General features: G+C 43.9%; 18 protein-coding genes and 2 pseudogenes. 10 read left to right on the forward strand and 10 right to left on the reverse strand.

Going from position 1 to position 23,781, the window contains the following annotated elements:
• The first annotated feature begins 551 nt into the window (after window positions 1–551).
• From codB to AB4623_RS08085, 4 genes are all read left to right on the forward strand, one after another.
• Entirely contained in the window at window positions 552–1,790 is a 1,239-nt protein-coding gene (codB, locus tag AB4623_RS08070) for a cytosine permease (RefSeq protein WP_372146132.1), read from the forward strand.
• A gap of 9 nt (window positions 1,791–1,799) precedes the next feature.
• A complete protein-coding gene (locus tag AB4623_RS08075) occupies window positions 1,800–3,077 on the forward strand; it encodes a cytosine deaminase (protein ID WP_136982714.1) in 1,278 nt (425 codons plus the stop codon).
• Window positions 3,078–3,435: 358 nt separating this feature from the next.
• Entirely contained in the window at window positions 3,436–3,648 is a 213-nt protein-coding gene (locus AB4623_RS08080; RefSeq protein WP_004740083.1) for a cold-shock protein, read from the forward strand.
• Window positions 3,649–4,106: 458 nt separating this feature from the next.
• Window positions 4,107–5,123 carry a GGDEF domain-containing protein gene (locus AB4623_RS08085; protein WP_017060611.1) on the forward strand — a complete coding sequence of 339 codons (1,017 nt, stop codon included), beginning with the start codon at window positions 4,107–4,109 and terminating at the stop codon, window positions 5,121–5,123.
• A gap of 130 nt (window positions 5,124–5,253) precedes the next feature.
• On the opposite strand, the gene AB4623_RS08090 is transcribed toward AB4623_RS08085, so the two are convergent.
• Complete coding sequence (locus AB4623_RS08090) at window positions 5,254–5,850, reverse strand: hypothetical protein (RefSeq protein WP_372146133.1); 597 nt, start codon at window positions 5,848–5,850, stop codon at window positions 5,254–5,256.
• Window positions 5,851–6,019: 169 nt separating this feature from the next.
• On the opposite strand from AB4623_RS08090, the gene AB4623_RS08095 reads away from it, so the two are divergent.
• Complete coding sequence (locus AB4623_RS08095; RefSeq protein ID WP_083994278.1) at window positions 6,020–7,549, forward strand: DUF3612 domain-containing protein; 1,530 nt, start codon at window positions 6,020–6,022, stop codon at window positions 7,547–7,549.
• 552 nt (window positions 7,550–8,101) lie between these two features.
• Here AB4623_RS08095 and AB4623_RS08100 read toward each other — a convergent pair.
• Together AB4623_RS08100 and AB4623_RS08105 are read right to left on the reverse strand one after the other, a co-directional pair.
• Window positions 8,102–9,751 (reverse strand): DEAD/DEAH box helicase, encoded by a 1,650-nt coding sequence (locus AB4623_RS08100; protein ID WP_017060608.1) that lies wholly within the window; start codon window positions 9,749–9,751, stop codon window positions 8,102–8,104.
• A 163-nt stretch (window positions 9,752–9,914) separates the two neighbouring features.
• Complete coding sequence (locus tag AB4623_RS08105) at window positions 9,915–11,270, reverse strand: diguanylate cyclase (RefSeq protein ID WP_102398618.1); 1,356 nt, start codon at window positions 11,268–11,270, stop codon at window positions 9,915–9,917.
• Window positions 11,271–11,553: 283 nt separating this feature from the next.
• Here AB4623_RS08105 and AB4623_RS08110 point away from each other — a divergent pair, with 283 nt between their 5' ends.
• On the forward strand, window positions 11,554–12,696 hold the full coding sequence (locus tag AB4623_RS08110) for a DUF3541 domain-containing protein (protein WP_017064867.1): 1,143 nt from the start codon (window positions 11,554–11,556) through the stop codon (window positions 12,694–12,696).
• A gap of 144 nt (window positions 12,697–12,840) precedes the next feature.
• Here the strand turns inward: AB4623_RS08110 and AB4623_RS08115 are convergent, their stop codons facing one another.
• The 4 genes from AB4623_RS08115 to AB4623_RS08130 all read right to left on the reverse strand — a co-directional run bounded on the left by AB4623_RS08115 (window position 12,841) and on the right by AB4623_RS08130 (window position 16,389).
• Window positions 12,841–13,458 carry a class I SAM-dependent methyltransferase gene (locus AB4623_RS08115; RefSeq protein ID WP_017064868.1) on the reverse strand — a complete coding sequence of 206 codons (618 nt, stop codon included), beginning with the start codon at window positions 13,456–13,458 and terminating at the stop codon, window positions 12,841–12,843.
• Between the two features lie 45 nt (window positions 13,459–13,503).
• Window positions 13,504–13,773: a hypothetical protein gene (locus tag AB4623_RS08120; RefSeq protein ID WP_017064869.1), complete on the reverse strand. Its 270-nt coding sequence runs from the start codon at window positions 13,771–13,773 to the stop codon at window positions 13,504–13,506.
• A 341-nt stretch (window positions 13,774–14,114) separates the two neighbouring features.
• The gene (locus AB4623_RS08125) at window positions 14,115–15,323 is read right to left on the reverse strand and encodes a NupC/NupG family nucleoside CNT transporter (RefSeq protein ID WP_017060598.1); all 1,209 of its coding nucleotides are present in this window, start codon (window positions 15,321–15,323) and stop codon (window positions 14,115–14,117) included.
• Window positions 15,324–15,768: 445 nt separating this feature from the next.
• The gene (locus tag AB4623_RS08130; RefSeq protein WP_017060596.1) at window positions 15,769–16,389 is read right to left on the reverse strand and encodes a hypothetical protein; all 621 of its coding nucleotides are present in this window, start codon (window positions 16,387–16,389) and stop codon (window positions 15,769–15,771) included.
• 187 nt (window positions 16,390–16,576) lie between these two features.
• Between AB4623_RS08130 and AB4623_RS08135 the strand changes: the two are divergent.
• Window positions 16,577–16,900: pseudogene (locus AB4623_RS08135) on the forward strand (PTS sugar transporter subunit IIA); the annotation flags it as partial.
• A gap of 134 nt (window positions 16,901–17,034) precedes the next feature.
• Here the strand turns inward: AB4623_RS08135 and AB4623_RS08140 are convergent.
• On the reverse strand, window positions 17,035–18,300 hold the full coding sequence (locus AB4623_RS08140; protein ID WP_372146135.1) for an HD-GYP domain-containing protein: 1,266 nt from the start codon (window positions 18,298–18,300) through the stop codon (window positions 17,035–17,037).
• 226 nt (window positions 18,301–18,526) lie between these two features.
• Here AB4623_RS08140 and AB4623_RS08145 point away from each other — a divergent pair, with 226 nt between their 5' ends.
• On the forward strand, window positions 18,527–19,063 hold the full coding sequence (locus AB4623_RS08145; protein ID WP_050633186.1) for a GNAT family N-acetyltransferase: 537 nt from the start codon (window positions 18,527–18,529) through the stop codon (window positions 19,061–19,063).
• Window positions 19,064–19,229: 166 nt separating this feature from the next.
• Here the strand turns inward: AB4623_RS08145 and AB4623_RS08150 are convergent, their stop codons facing one another.
• Together AB4623_RS08150 and AB4623_RS08155 are read right to left on the reverse strand one after the other, a co-directional pair.
• A complete protein-coding gene (locus AB4623_RS08150) occupies window positions 19,230–20,579 on the reverse strand; it encodes a sensor histidine kinase KdpD (protein WP_065584997.1) in 1,350 nt (449 codons plus the stop codon).
• On the reverse strand, window positions 20,572–21,261 hold the full coding sequence (locus tag AB4623_RS08155) for a response regulator transcription factor (protein ID WP_017060591.1): 690 nt from the start codon (window positions 21,259–21,261) through the stop codon (window positions 20,572–20,574). Before AB4623_RS08155 ends, AB4623_RS08150 begins: the two co-directional genes overlap by 8 nt.
• Window positions 21,262–21,443: 182 nt before the next feature.
• Between AB4623_RS08155 and AB4623_RS08160 the strand changes: the two are divergent.
• Window positions 21,444–22,832 (forward strand): annotated as a pseudogene (locus tag AB4623_RS08160) (putative bifunctional diguanylate cyclase/phosphodiesterase); the annotation flags it as partial.
• 250 nt (window positions 22,833–23,082) lie between these two features.
• Window positions 23,083–23,562 carry a type II secretion system protein gene (locus AB4623_RS08165; protein WP_017060589.1) on the forward strand — a complete coding sequence of 160 codons (480 nt, stop codon included), beginning with the start codon at window positions 23,083–23,085 and terminating at the stop codon, window positions 23,560–23,562.
• Window positions 23,563–23,781 lie beyond the last annotated feature (219 nt).

Raw genomic sequence — 23,781 nt, forward strand, 5'->3', positions numbered from 1 at the left:
ATCGCAATTGCATTTTGCAATTGGGTATTTCAAAAACGCAAATTAAACGCTCAAATACGCACCAGATTGCTATAAAACTGCCGTTTTACGTGGTTTTAAAAGTTGGCACACTAACTGCAATGTATATATTGACCCTTCTTAAGCCGAGGGTCACCTAGCCAACTGACGTTGTTAGTGAACCTATTCTTGTTCACAAAATATATAGGCCAATTGCGATTATTGCGATTGGCTATTTTTTTGCCTGCAGTTTGGCCAACCGCCCTCTTTTTCGATACAGACACCCATTCAGACGTATAATAATAAGCATTCATAGCCAACCAAGAACAGCAGATAACCAACGCATTATAGAAAACGTTTTCTATTTGTTTTTTTTAAATAAAGACAGAAAATAACCCTATGTTTTACAAGATAATTACTGCAATAACTGGTTTTTATGGGCAATTATTGACAAAATTAGCATTGACGATGTGATTTATATCACCATAATGCGCAAGTTTGCCTGCAATACGGCGACCGTTAATTTTAATTTTGATCATTTGCGGAGGTAAAAAATGGCTGCTGATAATAACTACAGTCTAGGGCCGGTTCCTACATCGGCTAGGAAAGGAGTCGTTTCACTCACCATGGTAATGCTTGGACTCACTTTCTTCTCTGCAAGTATGTGGACAGGTGGTTCACTCGGGACAGGTCTTTCATTCAACGATTTCTTCCTCGCCGTTCTCATCGGTAACCTAATCCTCGGTATTTACACTTCTTTTCTTGGCTACATCGGCTCATCTACTGGCCTCTCTACCCACCTCCTTGCTCGTTTCTCTTTCGGTACTAAAGGCTCATGGCTTCCTTCTGCTTTACTTGGTGGTACACAAGTCGGTTGGTTTGGTGTGGGTGTTGCGATGTTTGCTATTCCAGTACAAAAAGCAACGGGCATTGATACCAACACCTTGATTATCGTATCTGGCTTGTTGATGACGGGGACAGTGTACTTCGGCATTAAAGCACTAATGGTACTTTCAGCGATTGCAGTACCTGCGATTGCGATTTTGGGTGGTTACTCAGTACTGACTGCCGTAGACAGTGTTGGTGGACTAGAGCAACTGCAACTTATTAAACCAGAGACGCCAATGGACTTTTCAATGGCTCTTGCAATGGTTGTAGGTTCGTTCGTAAGTGCGGGTACGTTAACGGCCGATTTCGTTCGCTTTGGTAAAAAGCCAGCAAGCGCAGTATTAATTACTATGGTTGCGTTCTTCATCGGTAACTCGCTGATGTTTATCTTCGGCGCAGCAGGAGCAGCAGCAACCGGTCAGGCTGATATTTCAGATGTGATGATCGCGCAAGGTCTGCTGCTTCCAGCCATCATCGTGCTTGGCTTGAATATCTGGACAACCAATGAAAATGCACTTTATGCATCCGGTTTGGGTTTATCTAACATCACTGGTCGCTCAAGTACTACAATGTCTATCATTAACGGCATTATCGGTACGATTTTCGCACTTTGGTTATACAACAACTTCGTTGGTTGGTTAACCTTCCTTTCGCTGGCGATTCCACCAATTGGTGGCGTAATCATCGCCGACTTCTTCGCGAACCGTAAACGTTACAAAGATTTTGCAAATGCAGAGTTCCAAACCGTTAACTGGGCTGGCATTATCGCGGTAGCAACAGGCGTAGCCGCTGGTCACTTCCTACCTGGCGTTGTTCCTTTGAACGCAGTGTTAGGTGGTGCAATCAGTTACCTCGTGCTTAATCCTCTATTGAACAAAAAAGCTCTGAAATCTCAGGCCGCTTAAGGACACACTATGACAACCTTATTAATCAAGAACGCGAAACTTCAAGACCAAGAAGGCTTGAAACAGATTCTGATTGAAAATGGTCAATTTTCTCGCATTCTCGATAATGGCGCGCAAATCAATCATCAAGGCGACATCCTTGATGCTGAAGGTGGCATTGCAGTTACTCCTTTCTGTGAACCGCACATCCACCTAGATACTACTCAAACTGCTGGTGAGCCTAACTGGAACATCTCTGGCACTTTGTTTGAAGGTATTGAGCGTTGGGCTGAGCGCAAAGAACTGCTATCAATCGAAGACGTAAAGTCTCGTGCCAAGCAAACACTGAAATGGCAGATAGCTAACGGTGTTCAACACGTTCGTACACACGTTGATGTGTCTGACCCAACACTCGTTGCGTTAAGAGCGATGGTTGAAGTTCGTGAAGAGATGAAAGAGTGGGTCGACATCCAGATCGTTGCATTCCCTCAAGAAGGTATTCTTTCATACCCTAACGGCAAAGAGTTGCTTGAAGAAGCAGTGAAGATCGGCGCTGACGTTATCGGTGCTATCCCTCACTTCGAATTCACTCGTGAATACGGGGTTGAATCTTTGCATTATGTGTTCGAGCTTGCACGCAAGTACGACTGTCTGATCGACGTTCACTGTGATGAAATCGACGACGAACAGTCTCGCTTTGTGGAAACATTAGCAGCTCTTGCTCATAAGTTTGAAATGGGCGAGAAAGTAACCGCTAGCCACACGACTGCAATGGGCTCTTACAACGGTGCTTACGCATCTCGCCTATTCCGTCTATTGAAGATGTCTGGTATCAACTTCGTGGCAAACCCGTTAGTGAACATTCACTTACAGGGCCGTTTCGACGATTACCCGAAACGCCGCGGTGTAACGCGCGTTAAAGAGATGCTAGCAGCAAACATCAACGTTTGTTTTGGCCACGATGATGTGTTTGACCCATGGTACCCACTGGGCACAGCGAACATGCTTCAAGTTCTGCACATGGGACTGCATGTGACACAGGTTATGGGCTACGATCAAATCAACAACTCACTTGATTTGATCAGCAAGAACTCTGCTCGCACATTGAACATACAAGACAACTTCGGCATCGAAGAAGGTAAGCCAGGTAGCTTACTGATTCTTCCTGCTGACAATGGCTTTGATGCAGTGCGCCGCCAAGTACCAGTGCAGTACTCAATACGACACGGTAAGGTGATTGCAGAGACTCAACCAGCGAAAACAAAAATAAATTTAGATCAAACTGAAGATATCAACTTTAAGCGTTAATATCGTCTATACTAATGATCAAAAGGAAGCTGAGATGCTTCCTTTTGTTGTGTTGGACGAAGCGACAAAACTATCACTAAATCAGTGTAAATCTTGTACATTCGCACGGTATGACAAAAAAAGCACAAATTTCTTAAGCAATGCGTGTACATCTCAAAAGACTGTGTTAACATGCTCTCGCTCTGTTAGCCGGAGTTATTTAAGTTAGATGAATAGTAAAAAATTGACATGTAAAATCGTTACCCGTTTTTGTAAGTAGTTTTTCCTTATTTCTTAGCAATATTAAATAATTCAATTATCAGCGCATTGCATTAAATGCAATCAACAACTTAGAAAATTTATGAATAAGGGACAAATTATGTCTAACACAAATACTGGCACTGTAAAATGGTTTAACGAAGAGAAAGGTTTCGGCTTCATTTCTCAAGACAACGGCGGCGCTGACGTATTCGTACACTTCCGTGCAATCGTTTCTGAAGGCTTCAAAACTCTGAAAGAAGGCCAAAAGGTTTCTTTCGAAGTTGAAAACGGTCAAAAAGGCCTACAAGCAGCAAACGTTGTTGCTCAATAATTAGCTCTTATAGCTAAAAAGAATTTTAAAGCGCTGATTTTTATCGGCGCTTTTTTATGCCTGCTCATAAACATTTCCCCTCTTGATGCAAGCTTCACCCGTTAACTCTGAACAAATACAAATCACCAGCCAAGCCTCCCAATCTAACCACTCTCAGTTAAAGCTCGACGCCCAAATAACTTCACTTTTTGTATGCACTTCCAGAGACAACAACACTCATTTCTCAGTAATCTTTTGATACTAACTCACGCTACGCCGAAAGTTTGATAAGCCCAAATATGGTTAAAGAACAATCCATTAGATTACGCTTATGAATACGCAATCGATATTCATAATAAAAATGAGTTATTTATCCAACCCTCATCCACTAATCATATAATTTTTAAAGCAAAGACCTTCGAAATCCGCTAACCTTGTTCGCAAGTGGCTTAGTTGTTTTGGTATCTGCAGTAAAAATAATGAACAAAGACGAATTTCAGAAATCCACCGCAAATCTAAAAAAAGCGGTGCCTCTTATGATGAAGAACAGGGTGTCAACGACACCTGCAAATTACGCACTTTGGTACACCTATGTCGATAACGCTATTCCCCAGCTGACTCAAGACATGGATGGTGTTTTAGAACACTACGGTATTTGTCCTCCTGCCGTTGGTGAGCAGCTATACAACAATTATGTTGCCAGCAAATCCGAAACCAATATCAATGACCTTCGCGCTAATTTGGAACTGTTAGTTTCTGAAGTTTCCAATTCAATGAATGACACCCTGACCGACACCTCCGCTTTTTCTGACATGATCGATAAAAGCTTCGAGGACTTGGCTCGTGTTGATAATGAAAGCCTATCTATTGATGAAGTCATGTCCTTAGTTCGACAGCTGGTGTCTGAATCCCGTCATATTCGTCACTCTACTCAGTTTTTAAACTCTCAGCTAAACTCTGCAACCTCAGAGATCACTAAGCTAAAAACCCAGTTAGTAGAAGTTCAGAAAGATGCGCTTTTCGATAGTACAACCACACTCTATAACCGTCGCTCTTTCGACCGTGACATAGAAACCCTGTGTGAAGCACAACAATCTTTGTGTCTGATTCTTCTCGATATCGACCACTTTAAAAATTTCAACGACACCTATGGCCACTTGTTTGGCGATATGGTGCTTAAAGCGATCGCTCGCAAGCTGAAGTTAAGTTGCCGTGAAGGTATTTCTGCCTATCGATTTGGTGGTGAAGAGTTCGCGCTGATTGTGCCTAACAAGTCTTTGCGTATTGCTCGTCAACTCGCTGATACCAATCGTCGCTCTCTAGAAAAGCTGTCGATTAAAGATCGCCGCAGTGGTCAACAAGTCGGCAGTATCACTGCATCGTTTGGTGTCGCTGAACTTGAACCCGGCGAATCAGCTCAATCGCTGATTGAACGTGCTGATAAGCTACTTTATGAAGCGAAATCACTTGGCCGTAACCGAGTCATGCCTTTGTAAAACACACCAACAATGCTCTTATCGACATATTAGTCGGCTCGTATTGAGACTAGAAAGCCCCAAAGTTCATTATCTTCGGGGCTTTTTTTCTTTAGTTATATAAATTACTTTAGCTAACTAGGATTCACCGTTAGATCTGGAAGCAATAATTCAAGCAGTAGTCTTCACCACTCTTTGCTCTGAACTCTTTATCTTCACTGCATGCCTTTGGTTTACCCTTTGCGTCACCTTGAATCAAACTGATCCAGTGGCGCATCGCTGCAATGGTCTCTTCACGCATTGTGGTTGTTGCTTCCATTGGTGATTGGCCAAACGTGGTGCATGATTCCAACTGAATATCATCAATTTCTACTAGCTCAATACAACCTGTCCCTTTGTGGCAACCAAACATCACCTCTAGGTGGCTGCCACTGCCATCTCGAAACAAGATAGAGTCTGGGTCGTTCTTCTCACCCATGTACGCTACAAACTGCTTAGGGTGCTTCAGACCGCTGTGCTGACCGTCTTTAAAGTAAGCCATAATATGGCGGTAATCGACTACGTAGCTGGTTACGTCTTGATGTGAGCCATTCTCTAGTGGGAATAGTCGATCAAGCAGCTGCTTTGCTTTCACTTGCTTTTCAGTTTGCTGATTAGCATTGATTGTCTCCACGGCAAAGACAGCTTCAGCGATAAATGACTTTGATTGTTTTTGGATTTCTGTTTTATCGAATGTAAGCATATTCATAGTCTTTCCCTCTTGACCAGTCCGGTGATAACCACCGATTTCTACAGCAAAAATGTGTCCTAGAGCAATTATTCCAAACTAACGTTTAATTTATTTGTCATTTTGTGAATTGCTTAGTTTGTAGATTAGCGCTTTTTTACATACAATTTCACAACAAAAATTTTACAATGTGAATTTTACAAATATGGCCTTGTCAAAAAGTTTAGTTCGTCAGTCACATTTCCTAGGTACGAAAATACGTAACCTAAGAAAACGTAACCATTTAACGATGGAAGACCTGTCTGCGCGTTGTATTAGAATCGACCCAGAATGTGCTCCTTCCGTTTCTTACCTTTCAATGATTGAACGTGGAAAGCGGGTTCCGAGCATCGATATGCTGGAAGTGATTGCACAGGTCTTTCAGAAGAATCCGACGTGGTTCCTCGACGACGAATCTGAACAACAAGCCATTGCTCCTGATAAGGGGAATCGTGGTGGGATAAGTGGCATGGCGCTCGAGCCGAGCTTCCTATTCTCAAACGACATCCTGCAAATTGCGATTCCTGAGATGCTGTCACAAACGGGCATTTCAGGCCGCCAGTTTGCGCACCTCTTGATTCGAGCACACCAAGAGAGCAACCAGAACCACTTCCCTGACCTTGAGCGCGCTGCGGAAGAAGTAGGCTTAAAACGTCTTAACCTCAGCGTAGAAGACCTGATAGACATCGCTAGAAGCCTAGGAATCAACATCCGCTGGGTAACGCGAACGCCGCAAGACGTAGTCGATGAGCTCGGAATTAACGCTAAGCAGTTGGTGACATCCTTCTTTGAGCCTCCCGGTACTATCTTCTTAAACGAGATCCTTAAAGAGTACCCAACCCGTCTGAAATACGACCTTTCGGTTTATATCGGTCATTGCATTCTGCACAGCAAAGAGGGCCTAAAGAGTGTGTTGTCGGTCGGTAACAACAACACGTGGGACGACAACCAGATATCGGGATCTTCACAGCTCAACTCCCAAGATATTCTTCAAGCATGGCGAGACTTTGAATCTAGCTTCTTTGCTGGTGCACTTCTGTGTCCGAAAGTTCCGTTTAGACAGCTACTCGACCGCACTGGTTACGAAATCGACGTTCACAAAAGAGCAGGGGTTTCCCCCTCTGTTGCGATGCGTCGAATGACTGTAGTATCGCCCTACCCTCACTGGCACTACTTTGATGCTTATGGGCCGGGGAAACTCAAGGCGGTATATCGCGGGAACGGGATTCCGCTACCTTGGGGAAATATGAGAACGGTCGCTGACCCATGTCAACATTGGGCTGTGTTCCGTCGATTATCAGAACCTCGAGCGGGAAGCTCGGCTCAAATATCCATTTTGAACGTGGGTGATGAGCCAAGGATCTACTGCTGTGAATCCATCAATATGACGGATCCTGCGGGTAACAATCGTGTGCTGTGTGCTGGTATAGATCTCAACCCTGCGATTGATGCTCAAGGCGGTAATTCAAGAGACATAGCAGAGCAGCTTAAAGCGTCATGCGTTAACAATGGTGGCTCTGTGGTAATTCCGCGTAACATCAAGAAAGATCTCACGACAATAGCCAAGATTCTAAATATAAATTGGATTGAACGTGGGATTGAGACAGAGGCGAGGCTTATCTGCTCCAGAGGTGGAGAATGCCCACGCCAGCCAAGCTGTTACTCGAAGTGTGGTGAGTAAAAAAGTAATAACAAAAAATAGAACCTAAAATTCAGGCAAAAAAAAACCAATCACAATAAGGGTGATTGGTCATATATTTTGAGTGAACAAGAAAGGTTCACTAACAACGTCAGTTGGCTAGGTGACCCTCGGCTTAAGAAGGGTCACTATTACTAATGCAGCATGCGTGCCAACTTTTAAAACACGTATTTACTACGCATCTGGACACGTATTGGCCGTATATCCTTGTTTGTTTTGCAAACTGGAATTGCAAATTGCGAAAACCAACAAAAACGCTAGTGATTATGTTGTTATTAATGAATCATTAAAGATTCATTACCCTTCCCCAAAATGCCATATTTCCCTTAGATTCAATCACTTTAAACAGCAATAAACCTCCCCCTAGGGTTACTCAACATCAACAATACCCCAAACAGCGCCCATAAAAAAACGCGAACATTGAGATTCAATATTCGCGCTTATTCGATTTCTATGACAGAAAGAACTTAACCCACGAGACGCCTTTTTATAAAGCGACTCATGTTCGTTGCTCTTTCAATATCTCAGAAAAGATTACTTCTGAGGAGCTGGCTTAGAACGGCTTCGAGACGGTTTGTTTGTCGAAGGTTTGTTGCTTGTCGGCTTATTTGACGACTTGCTTGGGCCGTAGCTACCGCCGTAACCAGACTTCTTAGGTTTGCCTGCAGGTTTACCCGCGTTGTTTGGCTTACCAGTACCGTTAGATTTACCCGCACCGCTTGGTTTGCTCAGAGTGTTCTGAGCACCTGCGTTATTTGCAGCAGGTTTATTGCCCGCACTACCGCGTTTAAAGTTGCTGCCGTTGTTTCTTACTGATTTATCTTCAGTTGTCGCAGCTGAGTTGTTTTCAGCAGGTTTCTTACCAGATGTCGGCTTACGCTTTGGAGCCGAACCATTACCAGCTACATGACGCTTGTTCTTACCTGCTGGCTTGTGCCCGCGAGCGTTATCACCAGAGCGTTGACCATCAGCATGTTCACGTGGCTGTTTTGCTTTCTTCGGTTTCTTAGGCTTGATTGGACGTGAATCCAAGCGAGACTCAGGTAACTTATTTACTGGAGAGAAACCTTCCAGTTCACGACGCTCTAGCACTTGTTGAATCAGGCGTTCAATACCGAACAGCTCACCCACTTCATCAGCACAAACCAATGAAATCGCTTTACCTACTTCACCTGCACGGCCAGTACGACCGATACGGTGTACATAGTCTTCTGATACATGAGGAAGATCGAAGTTAACTACTTGAGGCAGTTGCGGGATATCGATACCACGAGCGGCGATATCAGTTGCAACAAGTACTCGTACCTTACCTGTTTTGAAGTTCTCTAAGGCTTTAGTACGTGCACCTTGGCTCTTGTTACCATGGATAGGTGCAGCAGTGATGTCTTGCTCTTCAAGGAAGCGAGCAAGCTTGTTCGCACCGTGTTTCGTCTTGCTGAACACCAACACTTGTTGCCAATCGTTATCTTTGATTAGCTTCGCTAGCATTGCGCTCTTTTTCTTTTTGTCTACTGGGTAGATGCTTTGCTCAACCGTTTTTGCCGTTGAGTTTGCAGGGCTTACTGAAATCTCAACAGGATTGTTCACCAAGCCTTTCGCTAAGCTGCGGATATCATCAGAGAACGTCGCTGAGAACAGTAGGTTCTGACGCTTCTTAGGCAAGAAAGCTAAGATCTTACGAATATCGCGGATGAAACCCATGTCTAGCATGCGGTCCGCTTCATCTAGCACTAGGATTTCTAGTTGGTCAAAACGCACTGCATTTTGGTTGTATAGGTCAAGTAGACGACCAGGTGTTGCCACCAACACGTCACTACCTTTACGCAGTTTTTGCATCTGAGGGTTAATCTTCACACCACCAAACACGACCGTCGAAGTCAGCGGTAAGTTAATACCGTACTTCACTACGCTGCCATTCACTTGCGCAGCAAGCTCACGAGTTGGCGTTAGCACGAGCGCACGAACTTGGTTCTGACGTACGCGAGTACCTTTCGATAACATTTCAAGAATAGGTAGCGTGAAGCCTGCAGTTTTACCTGTACCTGTTTGAGCAGCGGCCATAACATCTTTGCCCGTTAGGACAGCTGGCACGGCTTTCTCTTGTATTGGTGATGGCTTATCGTAACCTTGTGCTTCAATAGCTTTAAGGATCGGTTCAGAAAGGCCAAGGGAGGTAAAACTCATAGATTATTTTCTCAGTTGAATAACATTTAGTATGAGCAACACGTTAAAAAGTGCGTTGCTTCAGCTTTTGCTCATCAAATACATTGATACGGAGCAAAGCGCGGTATTCTGAGGCTTTTCCCCCCATTCAGCAACTAAATTCTAATCGCAGCTAAAATTCAACCTAGATAACTTGTCGCTTCTGTTCGTACATTTTTTCATCAGCGGCTTTCAAGAGCGCATCGACATCATTGTAGTTACTATTGTGAATAACCCAACCCACACTGATTCTGAGATAAATAGAGTGCGCTTCGTACACAACTGGCGCCGAGCATATCGCCTTTCGTAGTTTAGTCACGATTGAAGATACGTGTTGATCATCGATGATGCGTGGCAACAAGACCAAGAACTCATCACCGCCTATCCTTGCAACGATATCTGAAACACGCAGCTCACTTCTTATGCGGTTAGCACACTCAATCAATACCTGATCGCCTGCCGCGTGACCATAAGTGTCGTTGATTGCTTTAAACCCATCGAGGTCGATATTTACAACGGCAAAGGTTCTCGCTCTCTGTTTTTGAGTGGTTTTGAAGGCCTGTTTGAGGCTATACATGAAGTATCGACGATTCGGTAACATCGTTAGCTCATCATGCATAGAGCGGCTATCTGCAATCCGGTACAGACGATAAATAGTAAAGAAGGCAAACGCCAACACTAATATAATGGAGTAGCCTACCAGCCTTACCGCTTGGATTCGATACCAAGGCTCATCCATCAATACATGTTCGTTACCGGAGAGAGCAAGGTACCAACCCCCGTATGGGAAACTCACCTGTTCAGTGGCGAACGCATTATCGAACACATCCTGAGTGCCATAAAAGACAGCGCCATCTTTCCCTGAACTGTTTGCACCACGAATTGCTAATTCATACTTGTTCTCTATCTTGCCGATTCCAACATCTTCAAACAGCTCATCTAAACCGATAACAGCACTGGAGACACCCCAATAATCTTGATTGAAAGGCGGGTCTCGGAAGATCGGAGTGCGTGCAATGAGGGCTTGTCCACCTTGAAACAGCTCAAAAGGACCGGCAATAAAGGTGTTGCCAAGATTACGGGCTATCTCAACAGACTCCCATTGATTTGGGTGATCACGATAATTAATACCGAGAATCTGCTCATTACCTTCCATCGGGTAAACAAAGTTTAGAATGTCGTCTTTGGCGAGTCCGATAAGTCGAATATGGAAGCCATCTTGAATGATATTCTCAGCAATCTTATCCCAATTTTTCACCTCACCATCGGGGTTGATGGTCACTAAGGTCGAGAAATTATTGAGGATATACATATCTGACACGATCGCGGCTTCAATCCGAGAACGAATAATGGATAGTTGCTTTTTTGCCTCTGAATACGATTCGTTTTTAAGAAAAGTTAATTGCTTGGCATGAAAGAACTCAATTGCGCTTACTATCGCAAGGAAAAAAAGAAAAGATACTACTCTGGCAGACCACTGCTTGCTAGAACCACTTGGCATTTACGAACCTCTAACACTATTGTTCTATATACTGCCTTATAACGGCTCATTTTTGGCTTATTGCCCCAGTATGCCGCTAAGTCATTAAAAATCCATACTGACGTCGACTATCTATCAAATATTGAGTGATCCATCACTTCAAACTTCTTTACTAAACGAATGGTTTAATCAAAAAGGGTTAGTGAACCTTATAAAGCTTACATTGTATTGACTCAACGCTTACATTAAAGGATTCATCAATGTTATTTTACATAGACTAATAATCAGCTTGGTACCTCACGACATGAAGTTAAAAACTATCACACTGTGTACATTGCTATCAGCCTCGGTTGCCGTTCACGCACAAGAAAACGTTCAAGCGCCAACCGCAGTGAACGTTCAATCCCAAGCAGATTCGCTCAATTCTCAAGAACAATCTTTCAAGCAATCTGCAGACCTAATTCGCACCACCTACGAAAGCCAGCTTTACACCCTGCCTGCATTCAAAGAAGGTCACTACGGGCTGCGCATGTATCGTCAAACATTAGACGATAAGTATTCAGCGGCGGTGTGGAGCGACATGGCTCGAGTGGCAAGCAAGCTCAGCACCCTGTCGAATGACGTTCAAACCATGGAACAAATCGTACTCTACTCAGAGAAGCGAGTTGCATCTTATATTGGTGATAACGATGAGCGCAGTATTCGACGCTACAACATCACCAAGCACATGCCTGAATACCTTTACCTTGGTGTTGACCTTCTAGGCTCTATGGCTCGTGCTAACGAATACGGTTTAGAACACAAGAACGATGCCAAGCTACGCGAAATCATTCGTCGCTATGACTTCTCACGATACGTGACCAATGAAGACATGGTGAAAGCGTGGGCGGCTCAACTCGCCAATCAAGTCTACTGGCTGCGCCAACTGGGTGAACAAGATGTCGTTGATGAGTTTGTCGAAACCTTCAAAAAAGCGTACCCAGACGATGAAGATAAGAAGCTTTCAAGTCAGCAATTTGGCAACAAACTCTACGGCATGACACACGTCATCTTTGGCGATTCCGAGTACTATCAGCATCAAGTGAGCGAGCAAGATCATCAATGGATCTACGATTACTTCAGAGAAAACATCGATACGATTCTGTTGCGTGCGAAAGAAGATGTGATTGCTGAGGTTGGATTGACCTTCTTACTGGCAGGTTTAGAAGATGACCCAGTTCTAGAGAAAACTCGACTCGCGATTCAAGCTTCTATCGATGAGAAACAAGGCATGATCCCTTCTATCACTGGTGATTTTGATCTTGAGTACGGTGAACACCGCAATGTGCTAGCAATCATGCTACTCGATTGGCAGCAAGTGAATGAAGCGCCGACCTATGAAGGCAACCCTAAGGTATTTACTAACATCCCTTACGGACTTATTAAAAACCAACCACCGAAGAACTAGCAGCATACCTAGCCTAGGTTGGTCATAGAACCCAAAAAGCCGCATACCTTTCAAGGCTGCGGCTTTTTGCTGTTTACTACGTCAGTACTCGTATCAAAAGTTGTTAATATCAAAACCTGCGTAAAGATAAAAACAAAGACGACATCAAGCTCCTGACACGGCTTTGTTCATCACTATCGTAAAATCCCCTTCTGCGTAGCCCTCCGTTAAAGAGACATCATCGCAGAGCGTTTTACAGAAACGATAGACACCTTGAGGGTGATAACTCATCAAGGTATTACGCGAAGGATACTGGCTTGAGTTGAGAAGATTAAAAATCACCGTCTGATTCGCCAGTTCATACATGCGAGTAATCATGTTTGTCAGATAATCAGAATCACGAGAGATGTAGTTCAGTGAACCACTAGCGATGACAATGTCGTGCGCCTCAAGGTTCATTTTGCTCATATCACCCGCCAAAAACTGACAACGATCTTCTGTGTAGTTTTGCTTCGCCTTCTTAAGAAAGCCTGCGTGTTGGTCAACGCCGGTATAAGATTGAATACGATAGATGCTGTCGAGCAGTTCAAACAGCTCGCCATAGCCGCAACCCAAATCTAAAACACTCTTCTTTTCGAAGTCCGCCGCACGAGCGATTACTTCAAAGCGACACAATTGACTCTCTTCGCTAGTCCAACCTAAAGCTTTAGCCTTGTCGCCATTCGAGCGGTTAGTTTGTTTCCGATGATAGCGATACACCTTCCAACGATCGAGCCAGTGCATTCAAATCAGCCCTACTTCAATGAACATCAGCACACCTTGATAAGATTAAGCTTTAGAACTTGAAGAAAAGAGCCCACCGATTTTATAACCGATCGCATAGCAAACCACGGCGACAGTAACAAACACCAATGCCGAGAAGAAATACGCTACAGACGCTGCGACACCAGCCCCCCACACCACGCTGAACACCAAACCGAGATAAGCCTCTTTTGGCCACTGGTAGATAGGAAACTGAGCGCCGCCAGCAATTAGGTAAACCATCGCAAACAAGCCAATGAAGGTAACAATAAGACCGATGAGAACGCGAATGTTCATGGAGAGACCCTTGATTAATTTAGCTTGGTTGCCATTGTTCCTAATCGAAAGCGGATATGCTTAGTCGGAACCGAATGTTCTCAATCGAAATCGAATGTTCTCAATCGAAATCGAATGTTCTTAATCGAAGCCGAATGTTATTAATCGCAACCTGATGATATTCAAGTATATCGGATAAAAGGAACTGGCTCTATTACTCTTCCGAGTGAGCTTTTACTCACGATAGACAAATCACAGTCGACGGCCAAAACCTGATTTCGCCTGATTAACAGGCACAAAAAAGCGGACACCCTCCTTACGTTAACTCCGTAAGTAAAGTGTCCGCTTTAACTGAATATAGCTTAAAGCAGGATGAAAATACCCGCTAAGCATGCACTCATTAGGTTTGCTAGCGTACCAGCAGCTACAGCTTTCAAACCTAAGTTTGCAACTTCAGCACGGCGCTCTGGTGCCATAACACCGATTGAACCTAACTGAATCGCGATAGAACCAATGTTAGCAAAGCCACATAGAGCAAAAGTCACGATCACTTGGCTGTGTTCAGATAACAGAGCTTTGTTCTCAACGAAGTCGATGAAAGCAACAAACTCGTTCATAACGATCTTCTGACCGATGTAAGAACCCGCCATCAATACTTCGTCACTTGGGATACCGATCAGCCATGCAAGAGGCGAGAACAGGTAACCAAAGATAGCTTGTAGCGTAATACCCGCAAAACCGAACGTTTCACCTAGGCTTTCTAGGCCAGTGTTGACCATCGCAATCACACTCACGAATGCAACCAACATAGTACCAACCGCTACCGCAACCTTCATACCGTTCATCGCGCCGCTTGCCAATGCATCAATCACGTTGCTTTGGTCAGCTTTATCTAGTTCGATATGGTCGTAATCACTTGGTGTGCTGCGCTCAGGAACAATGATCTTCGCCATTAACAGACTGCCCGGAGCCGCCATAAAGCTTGCAGCGATAAGGTATTTAAGCTCAACACCAAGGCCAGCATAACCACCAAGTACACTACCCGCTACCGACGCCATACCACCTGCCATTACAGCAAACAGTTCCGAACGAGTCATAGACTTTAAAAAGGGACGAATAAGAAGAGGAGACTCACCCTGAGAAAGGAAGATATTACCTGTAGCAACCAGAGATTCAGCTTTACTTGTACCCAGCAGTTTTTGCACCGCTCCGCCCAAGATTTGAATCACTTTTTGCATAACGCCTAAGTAATAAAGCGCAGAAATCAAAGCACTGAAGAAGATAATGATTGGAAGCACGCGAACCGCGAAAATGAAGCCTTCAGTAGCAAGGTCACCGAAAAGGAATGCGATACCAACGTCTGCAAAACCAAGCAGGCTAGAAACACCATTACTTAGGCTTGTTAGCGCCAATTGTCCCCATGGGAAATACAAGACTAAGGCTGCAAAACCGATTTGAAGTAATAGTGCACGAGAGACCGTTTTCCAGTTAATTGAAGAACGACTTTCAGATAACAGGTACGCGCAAGCAATCAGTGCAAGAACACCGACAAAACCAAATAGAATATTCATAATGTGTCCTAGTAATCCTTAAAGAGTGAACATGAGCCAAGCAAATGACATCAAAGGAACAGGACAAAGAACCGCAAGCAAAACGCTACGCGATGAAGGAGCTAACAGGGTTAGCGAATGTAACAACGAGTTGTTCATGTAAAAAATCACCTTATACAAGCAGTGGAACGTAGCTGGTCCGGTCCGTGGGGTCATTCACATATCCATGTGACGGCTTGTATTGGCTAAGCACCGGCTTAAAACCGGAAAAGAAGTATAAACAGTTAAGTGAGACTTTCATCACATTTTTTGACGCAAACGATCGCGCGGTCATAAAGCGTACAAATCGAACTACTTCTCGCAATAATTCATTTTCCCAGCAAGAAATAATGCAAAAAAAACCATCATTAAAACAAAAAGCCACAGAGTGTGGCTTTTTCAAAATATGAGATCAAAGTGGGAATAACTAGTTTAGCAGGGCACTTTTCACTTCAGCATCTCGGAATATCTCTTCAAAACGCTGTTTGTAGATCAGTTGCATCTCATTGATGATTGCACCACCATCAGGTACATCATTCTCGCCTTGGAAATTTTTGCTGAGTAGCTTATTACCAGCTTCATCATAGATAATCACATTAACGTTGTACCAAGAGTTATCCGTAAATGCGTGGAAGTCATACTTCCACTCATTCAAGACAAACATCATCGATTTGTTGTCGAATGCTTTCATCTGCTCAGCAACCTTGGTGATATCCTCTTCAGGCGTCGTCTCAACCGACTCAACAGCTACTTGCTGTTTTTTCAAGCCTGCGACCAATCTGTCAGTCAAAAATTGAGACATTGGCTGCTGTGTCGCCGTGTTGTAGGTATAAGGAATACCTAACGAACTGCGAATAATTCCCTCAAATTTTGGCTCTTTATCATGATCGAGAACGTATGGTCTCTTATCGATTACAGCGACGGTCAACGCTTTTTCCTGTGGAACTTCATTGAGTTGAGGCGCACTTTGTTCTGCTGTTAATACCGTTGCACAACCAGAAAGCCCTAACGATACTGCAGCGAGCAGTAAACTGACGAGTTTTTTCATAGATTTACCTATCTTATTGTTTTGAATAGGCTGTTCTAACAAAAATCGACTTAATGAGTAAACATTCATAAAATCAATATTTTACATAATTGTTATTTATATAAATTCGCTCACACATCGGGTTAAATTTATTGAGTCATCAGTCAATAACAAGGGTTTGTAACGGAACGTTATGAAATGAACAGATTATGTTCAAGCTATCAAGCAAAAGCACAAGGACATCGGCGCGTACTATGTTCTGGCACCAAAAATTGCGATGCCTCATGCTCGCCCTGAAGATGGTGTGAACGAAGCATCACTGCAAGTAACGGTATTCAAAAAGGGTGTTGATTTAGAGTCAGAAGACAACGGTGACGTTTACCTTTCGATTACTCTGGCGGCGATGGACTCAGATAGCCACATCCATACGATTATGGCGCTATCAGAGTTGTTCCAAAATGATAATGACATTGATGCCATCATCGCAGCGGAAACTGAGCAAGCGATCATCGAGATCTTAAAACGATACTAATCTCGATCTAAAAATCCTGATAAGCCCCCATTAAAAAAAGCGATAGCCTCGGCTATCGCTTTTCTGTTTCTGGTGTTTAGTCATTTCGACCGAGTATGAATTTAGGCGTCACACCTCGAAAGCATTCAGTGGCGTTAAAACGCGTACATTCGTTTGTCTGTCGATAATTCAAAGCAATATTGCGCGTGTTTATTAAGGCACTCAAACACTTCTCGATCCAACTTAAAGTTATCAACGTGGTCCCTCAAAATAGCGAGAGTCTCTTCTAACGTCATGCCTCCACGATAAGGTCGAGACTGAGTTAGCGCTTGAAACACATCCACCACAGCAACAATTCGACTGGGTTGATCCAACTCTTCCGCCGTTTTTCCCATTGGGTAACCCGAACCATCTAACCTTTCATGGTGATTAGATGCCCACTGACAAACCTGAGGTGAACTGAACAACTCCTGCAATGCGAATCGAGTGTCCGTTGCATGGCGTTTAATACAGCAATACTCTTCTTCAGTGAGTAAATCCGGCTTATGCAGAATGTCATTAGGGGTTTGCAGTTTACCGATATCATGGACTAACCCAGCCAGATAGAGTTTGCGCTGAGTGGTGTAGGAATAACCCAGCTGTTTGGCGAGGTATTCTGAAAGCTGCCCAACCTTTAAAGAGTGCTTAAAGGTAAACGAACTTTTGGTATCAACAACATTGGCGATAAACTCGGCAAAGGCCACCGTCTCATCCAGCGACATTTGCTGGGAGAAAAATGGCACAGGTTCAAAGTTATCCCTCATGTTCTCGATGTATGGAATCTCCATAGAAAACCAGAAGTCATCCAAATCAACCAACTCGCACATGTGTTGCACAAGGTTGGTTTCGAACATCTCATCCGCTTGTTCAGTCAAACGTTCAATGATGCTCGCTTTGCCATCTGGTGTTAGGTTTCCATAACGATCAGAAGAGGTTATGCCGTATAGATAATCGACTCTATCGGCAAGCATCACGATGGCAGCTAGTTCTCTTTCTAACTCGCTGATATGAATAGCCCTTAGCTCAGACCACGGAGTATGGTGATAAAGAACCGGCTTAGCGAATATAGAAAGAACCGGGCACTCTTTTAGAATTTGGTACCCCTTTTGACAATGGTGGTAACTCGAGTCAGGAATGAACCCTGAAACCAAACTACGCTGCTCGTCAATTTGCGATACACCGCAGTCGTGAATTAACCCCAATGAGAACGCGAGCTGCGCTTGCTCTTCTTCCCACCCCACACTCAGAGCACATCGATACGCGATATAGCCCACTCTCTGTCCATGATTTTTACTTTCGAAACCGACGTTATCAAGCGCCTTAGCAATACCGAATAGAGCCTTCCTTAAGTCCACGGTCACGTCCTGGCAATGTTGATTCATTATTTAAGCCTAGCATTTTTATATTTTTTATATATTTAGGCCGCTAATACTAATGCATAGCTAATGATTATATACACAACTATTGTAAGGTTTAATGAGTTTCGTGATAGAACCAACGTATCACGAAAAATCCGTGCTACAAATGGTTGCATATTAAAAATCATGCGACATTATAGCCTGCCGACTAAGATTCGCTTAAATAAGCAGCCATAAGAAAAGGAAAGACATGTTTAAAACGGTTATCGACAACGAACTCTCCATCGCATTGGTTGAAGAGAGCTTCGCTTCTCACTACGCGGAAATCTCACAAAGCCAGAATGAGTACCTAAGTCAATGGCTCGTGTGGCCGCCACATTGTAAAACCGAGCAAGACTTTAGGATCTTCATCCAACGCTCGCTACACGATTATGCGGAAGGGAAAAGCATGACCTGTGCGATCGTGTATCAAGACAAGGTCGTCGGTAACTGCAGTTTCAATACTATTGATCATGATAAGCAAAAGGTGACGATAGGTTATTGGTTATCTGAGACATACCAAGGAAAGGGGATTGTGACGCGCGTTGTCCAGAAGCTGATTGATATTGCTTTCAATGAGTTAGATATGGAAAAGGTAGAGATATCAGCCGCAACCGGTAACCAAAGCAGCCGCAAGGTTTGTGAGCGCTTACATTTCACGTTAGAAGGTATTATAACTCGTAACGAGAACTTGAATGGCCGCATCGTAGACCACGCTATTTATGGACTTCATCGCTCTAAGCTCTAAGCTCTAAGCTCTAAGCTCTAGGCTCTAGGCTCTAGGCTCTAGGCTCTAGGCTCTAGGCAGTAGTAACTAAGAAGTCACTCGCTTGTAAATCGGAATATAACAAAGCCACGGTATTAGTCGGTGGCTTTGTTATTTGACGAGCCTGAAGAGCTCTTGAAGCTGCAGCTTATGCGATCTTAGGAATCACGATACTGAACTTGGCGCCACCATAGTTGCTGTCGTCGATTTTGATATCCCAAGAAAGTTTTTTAGCCGCCGATAGAGCAATCGCGAGGCCCAACCCCAATCCACCGTTGGTCGACGTTCTGCTTGAGTCTAGTCGAGAGAACGGAAGGAATACCTCATCACGCCTATTCTCTGGTATTCCAGAACCATTGTCTTCAATCACCACCAGCCAGTTTTCTGAGTTCTCATCCAGCGTCATCCACACTTTGTCTTGTGTGTAATTACCCGCATTCTTGAGAACGTTATCGAACACCAAGCGTGCCATTGAGCAATCACACTTAATCTTGCACTCTAGCTGTACCTTAGATTCAAAGGTGGCATTGTCTAGTTTCGAGTAACGAATTCGGTCTAGGCAATACTCACGAAGATCGGAGGTCACTTTAACGAGCTCAAAGAAAGAGTTATCCATGACATTCAACTTCGACAGCATGATGATTTCTGACGTGAGCTCGTTGATATCCTCAATGTAGGTATCAATGTCATCGAAAAGAACCTGATGATTATCGGGGGCTCCCCTTCTTAGGATATCGGTCGCCAGTTGAATACGACTTAGCGGAGTTCGTACTTCGTGTGGGATAGCTTGAGCGAAAATATGACTTTGTTTTACTTTGCTTTCGATCTCTTCAGCCATGAAGTTAAAACTGCTGGCCAAATCAGAAACAGGATGGATGTCGTCCATGTCAGATCGAGTACTAAGCTTGCCCTTACCAAACTGTTTCTGCTTCTCGACGAGCAACTCTATTCTTTCTTGAAAACGCCTCACAGGTAAGTAAACACTTGCTCCAATCGCCACAATCACAGCCAACAACAGCCCTAACAAAAAGTGTCGTTCTGAGTCTTCGTACCATTCAATGTCAGGAGAGAAAAAGTCCCCTACCTCACTGAACCCAAAACTGAATTTAGAGTTTGGTAGCTGAAACACGGTCGAATAGAGGTTGTCATCACTTAGATATATCGGCACACCGTTTAAGGTTGTGTATAACTCACATTGTTGGCAAGGCGCCTCGCCCGACCAATTCTCCAACAGGCGTAAATTGAAGATATAAAATTGTTGGTAGCCTGTTCTATCGAGCTCTTTATAGAGTGAGTTTTCTTGATTGTGTTGACGAACATACTGCTCCGCAAAGTAGATGCCATCATTGAGGAAGGTTTCGATCTCGGTGCGTCGCATGTACCCCTCACCAAGGTTCAAGAACAAAAATATCGTTGCCGACATCCCAGTCACAATCCCAAGGTATAAGCGAGCAAACATCGAAACCGAGCGAAGCTTCGTAGCAATGAACTTACGCAACCAGCATGTACCCCTTGTTGCGAACCGTACGAATCAACTGTTTGTCTTTTGCGTGAATGCGCAGCTTTCGGCGTAACCCAGACACGCGCATATCAATCGAGCGGTCGTTGAACGCGTAATCTATCCCTCTAAATAACTGACAGCACTGGTCTCGAGTCACGACCTGACAGATGTTATTAACGAGAAGGTTTAAGATTTCAAATTCAGCAGAAGTAAGCTTGAGGTTTTGGCCGTAGAGCGTGGCACTTTGAGCAGAGCTGTTGATTACAATATCGCACTGTTTTTCAGCCGTAGTTTCTTGCGCAGTTTTTACGGGAGTCGCTCGACGCAATAACGCTTCAATTCGCGCTAACAAGGCATGGCCACGAATCGGTTTGGCAACGTAATCGTCCGCACCAAATTTAAACAAGCTGACCTCGCTCATTTCATCGGCGGAAGCCGTTAGCACTAAAATCATTCCATTGTAAAACTCACGGGCTTGACGGCAAATTTGCGCGCCGCTCATCCCTGGAAGCATCAAGTCCAACAGCACTAAATCAGGTTCAATACTACGGATCGCTTCAAGTGCCAAGTTCCCTTCATGAACAACGCTAACATTGTAACCTTCAGCTTCGAGGTAAAGCGTCGTTAGACGAGCTATCTCTTGGTCATCTTCAACAATGAGCACTTTGGTTTTCGACATTCCTATCACCAGTATTTATTAAAAGCGAAGGCAGTATATATACTGGTCATAGATCATCAATATTGGAATCAGAGCCCTACATTTACCGTACGCAAAACATAGTAATCACTTTTGTACATACACGTTTACAGAATAGAGAACCAACAACCGGTGCGCCTTGGTTTATCAAGGTTTCCTCCTTCAGAGCACACCATTTTGATGTGCAAGGAAAGTGGCTCTTTGATAAAAGCGAACTGCTGCTAAACCTAGCCTGTACAACAAAGCAAAAAGAGAAGCTGATAAAAGCCAGATACAACGCAGAACACGACTGTTTAACGGAGCTTTATAATCGCCGTGGGATCAGCAACCTTCTAGAAACCAGCATTGCCTATCGCTCACCGTTTGAATTGATGTTTGTCGACCTTGATGGCTTCAAATTAGTTAATGACACTTATGGGCACACTGTCGGAGACCAACTACTCAAACGGGTTGGTGAACGCCTTAAACAGTTGGTTGATGAGAAATGCATGATAGGGCGATTTGGTGGCGACGAATTCATTGTGATTGCCCACACCTGCCGAAATCAAAATATCCCACTACTTTGCTCTCGCATCATTGATGCCTTAAACCGAAGTTTCCATATCAGAGGCATCGGCAGTTTATCTGTCGGTTGCAGCATAGGTACCGCGCATTTCCCTGATAACGCGGTTGACCAAGAAACATTGCTAAAGCAAGCGGGTATGGCGATGCATCTTGCAAAAGCGAATGGTCGAAACCGCTTCCAAACGTTTACCCCAGACTTAGCACAAACCCTGCATCGCAAAGTAGAGATCCGCCATCGACTGGCACGCGCCATAGAAAACGACGATCTCAACCTTCACTACCAACCGATCATGAACACCAACAGCGACAAGGTGAAAGGGTTTGAAGCCTTGCTTCGATGGTCAGACAAAGAGCTAGGTAACATAGGCCCTGATGAGTTTATTAGCTTAGCGGAGGAGACGGGGCAGATTGTACCGCTCGGGAAATGGGTTCTGAACTCTGCACTCAAACAGCTATCGATATGGCAACGTGAGTTTGATAGTGAGTTGATGATGAGTATCAATATTTCGAGTATTCAGATGCACGCGACCTTTGCCGAGCAGCTATTAGCAATGTTGAACTTCTACAATATCCAACCTCAAAGCATCGCCCTTGAGATCACCGAATCTTCCATGATCTTCAAGCATGGTGAAGTCAGGCAAGCGTTAAGCGATATTTCTAAATTGGGCGTAGAGCTTCACCTTGATGACTTTGGCACAGGCTACTCGTCACTGTCGATGTTGCATGACTTACCGATTAGCACCGTGAAACTCGATAAAAGCTTCGTCCACGGTTCACACAAAGGGAGCAAAGCGATTGTCCAAGCCACCCATGCTATCTGTGAAAAATTGGGGCTAAAAGTGGTTGCTGAAGGTGTCGAAACCGAAACGCAAAAAGCGTTCTTAATCGATTGTGGATACCAGTATCTTCAGGGATTTTTATTTAGTAAACCAATTCCCTCAAATGAAGTCGAAAGTCAGTTTTTGAATGGTCGACAATCCTACAATTAAAGACTTATTTATCAATAAATTAAGTCGTTTGAATGCTTCCTAAACAATCGGCTGCTGTGGGTGTGTACGCTTACGTATGCTTACATAGCGTTTAACAGTAAGAGGAAATAATTAAGCTATTGTTTATAAAGAAAATTACTTAGAAATTCACACAATAAAACACCAAACCATTATACCCACTAACTGTAATGACTTTGGTATTTAGATTACCCTCATTCCGTCCCTTTAGCAGAGCAAATAATCGGTAACCATGAACAGACAAAACGGCTTCACTCTTTTAGAACTCATCATCTCTGTATTAATTTTAGCGATCGTTTCGGCGACAGCTATGGTCAAGTTCTTAGACGTTCAAGGAAGTGCTCGGGCGAGTAAAATACATGATGTGGCTGGTAACCTTCGCACGGGTATCGATATGATCTACGCGAAGTCAGCGATTGCTGGCGTTGAGGATGAGTGCAACTATGTTGAAAAGACGGAGATTGAGACCTACTACGTTTGTCATGGTTACCCAATCGCCTATGTTGACTCACTAAGAAGACTGCTCAATATCGACGCAACAGAGCTTCATGTCATCAACAAAGAAGTAGACTCTGGCAGCAATGCAGAAAGAGTAGCCGCCATCTCTTTCGACACCGAAAACTACACCTATTCGCCAGAAGGAGACTTTTGTCAGGTGCTTTATCAGCCAGAAAAAGAACCACAGATCGTGGTGCTTGATGGTGCATGTTAAATACTCAACGATTGCACGCTTCCATAGTTAACACAAAGCCACCGCAACAGATCTTTGAATATCATGTGGTTACGCTAACATTTGCTCAAAAATAACACTAATTGATCTAACTTGTTGCTGCTTATACTTTTAGGCAGTGCTCATGGTATAACACCAACCTCATTCATATCTTATTTTCATCACTAGCCGATTAATATTTACATAGACACATATTTGATA

Origin of the sequence: Vibrio sp. 10N.222.52.C12, assembly GCF_041474215.1 — a bacterium.
Taxonomy (GTDB): domain Bacteria; phylum Pseudomonadota; class Gammaproteobacteria; order Enterobacterales; family Vibrionaceae; genus Vibrio; species Vibrio crassostreae_C.

Excerpts from the sequence above, each read along its gene's own strand:
- codB (WP_372146132.1), top strand. The coding sequence starts at position 552 with ATGGCTGCTGATAATAACTACAGTCTAGGGCCGGTTCCTACATCGGCT.
- AB4623_RS08075 (WP_136982714.1), top strand. The coding sequence starts at position 1,800 with ATGACAACCTTATTAATCAAGAACGCGAAACTTCAAGACCAAGAAGGC.
- AB4623_RS08080 (WP_004740083.1), top strand. The coding sequence starts at position 3,436 with ATGTCTAACACAAATACTGGCACTGTAAAATGGTTTAACGAAGAGAAA.
- AB4623_RS08085 (WP_017060611.1), top strand. The coding sequence starts at position 4,107 with ATGAACAAAGACGAATTTCAGAAATCCACCGCAAATCTAAAAAAAGCG.
- AB4623_RS08090 (WP_372146133.1), bottom strand. The coding sequence starts at position 5,850 with ATGAATATGCTTACATTCGATAAAACAGAAATCCAAAAACAATCAAAG.
- AB4623_RS08100 (WP_017060608.1), bottom strand. The coding sequence starts at position 9,751 with ATGAGTTTTACCTCCCTTGGCCTTTCTGAACCGATCCTTAAAGCTATT.
- AB4623_RS08105 (WP_102398618.1), bottom strand. The coding sequence starts at position 11,270 with ATGCCAAGTGGTTCTAGCAAGCAGTGGTCTGCCAGAGTAGTATCTTTT.
- AB4623_RS08110 (WP_017064867.1), top strand. The coding sequence starts at position 11,554 with ATGAAGTTAAAAACTATCACACTGTGTACATTGCTATCAGCCTCGGTT.
- AB4623_RS08115 (WP_017064868.1), bottom strand. The coding sequence starts at position 13,458 with ATGCACTGGCTCGATCGTTGGAAGGTGTATCGCTATCATCGGAAACAA.
- AB4623_RS08120 (WP_017064869.1), bottom strand. The coding sequence starts at position 13,773 with ATGAACATTCGCGTTCTCATCGGTCTTATTGTTACCTTCATTGGCTTG.
- AB4623_RS08125 (WP_017060598.1), bottom strand. The coding sequence starts at position 15,323 with ATGAATATTCTATTTGGTTTTGTCGGTGTTCTTGCACTGATTGCTTGC.
- AB4623_RS08130 (WP_017060596.1), bottom strand. The coding sequence starts at position 16,389 with ATGAAAAAACTCGTCAGTTTACTGCTCGCTGCAGTATCGTTAGGGCTT.
- AB4623_RS08140 (WP_372146135.1), bottom strand. The coding sequence starts at position 18,300 with ATGAATCAACATTGCCAGGACGTGACCGTGGACTTAAGGAAGGCTCTA.
- AB4623_RS08145 (WP_050633186.1), top strand. The coding sequence starts at position 18,527 with ATGTTTAAAACGGTTATCGACAACGAACTCTCCATCGCATTGGTTGAA.
- AB4623_RS08155 (WP_017060591.1), bottom strand. The coding sequence starts at position 21,261 with ATGTCGAAAACCAAAGTGCTCATTGTTGAAGATGACCAAGAGATAGCT.
- AB4623_RS08165 (WP_017060589.1), top strand. The coding sequence starts at position 23,083 with ATGAACAGACAAAACGGCTTCACTCTTTTAGAACTCATCATCTCTGTA.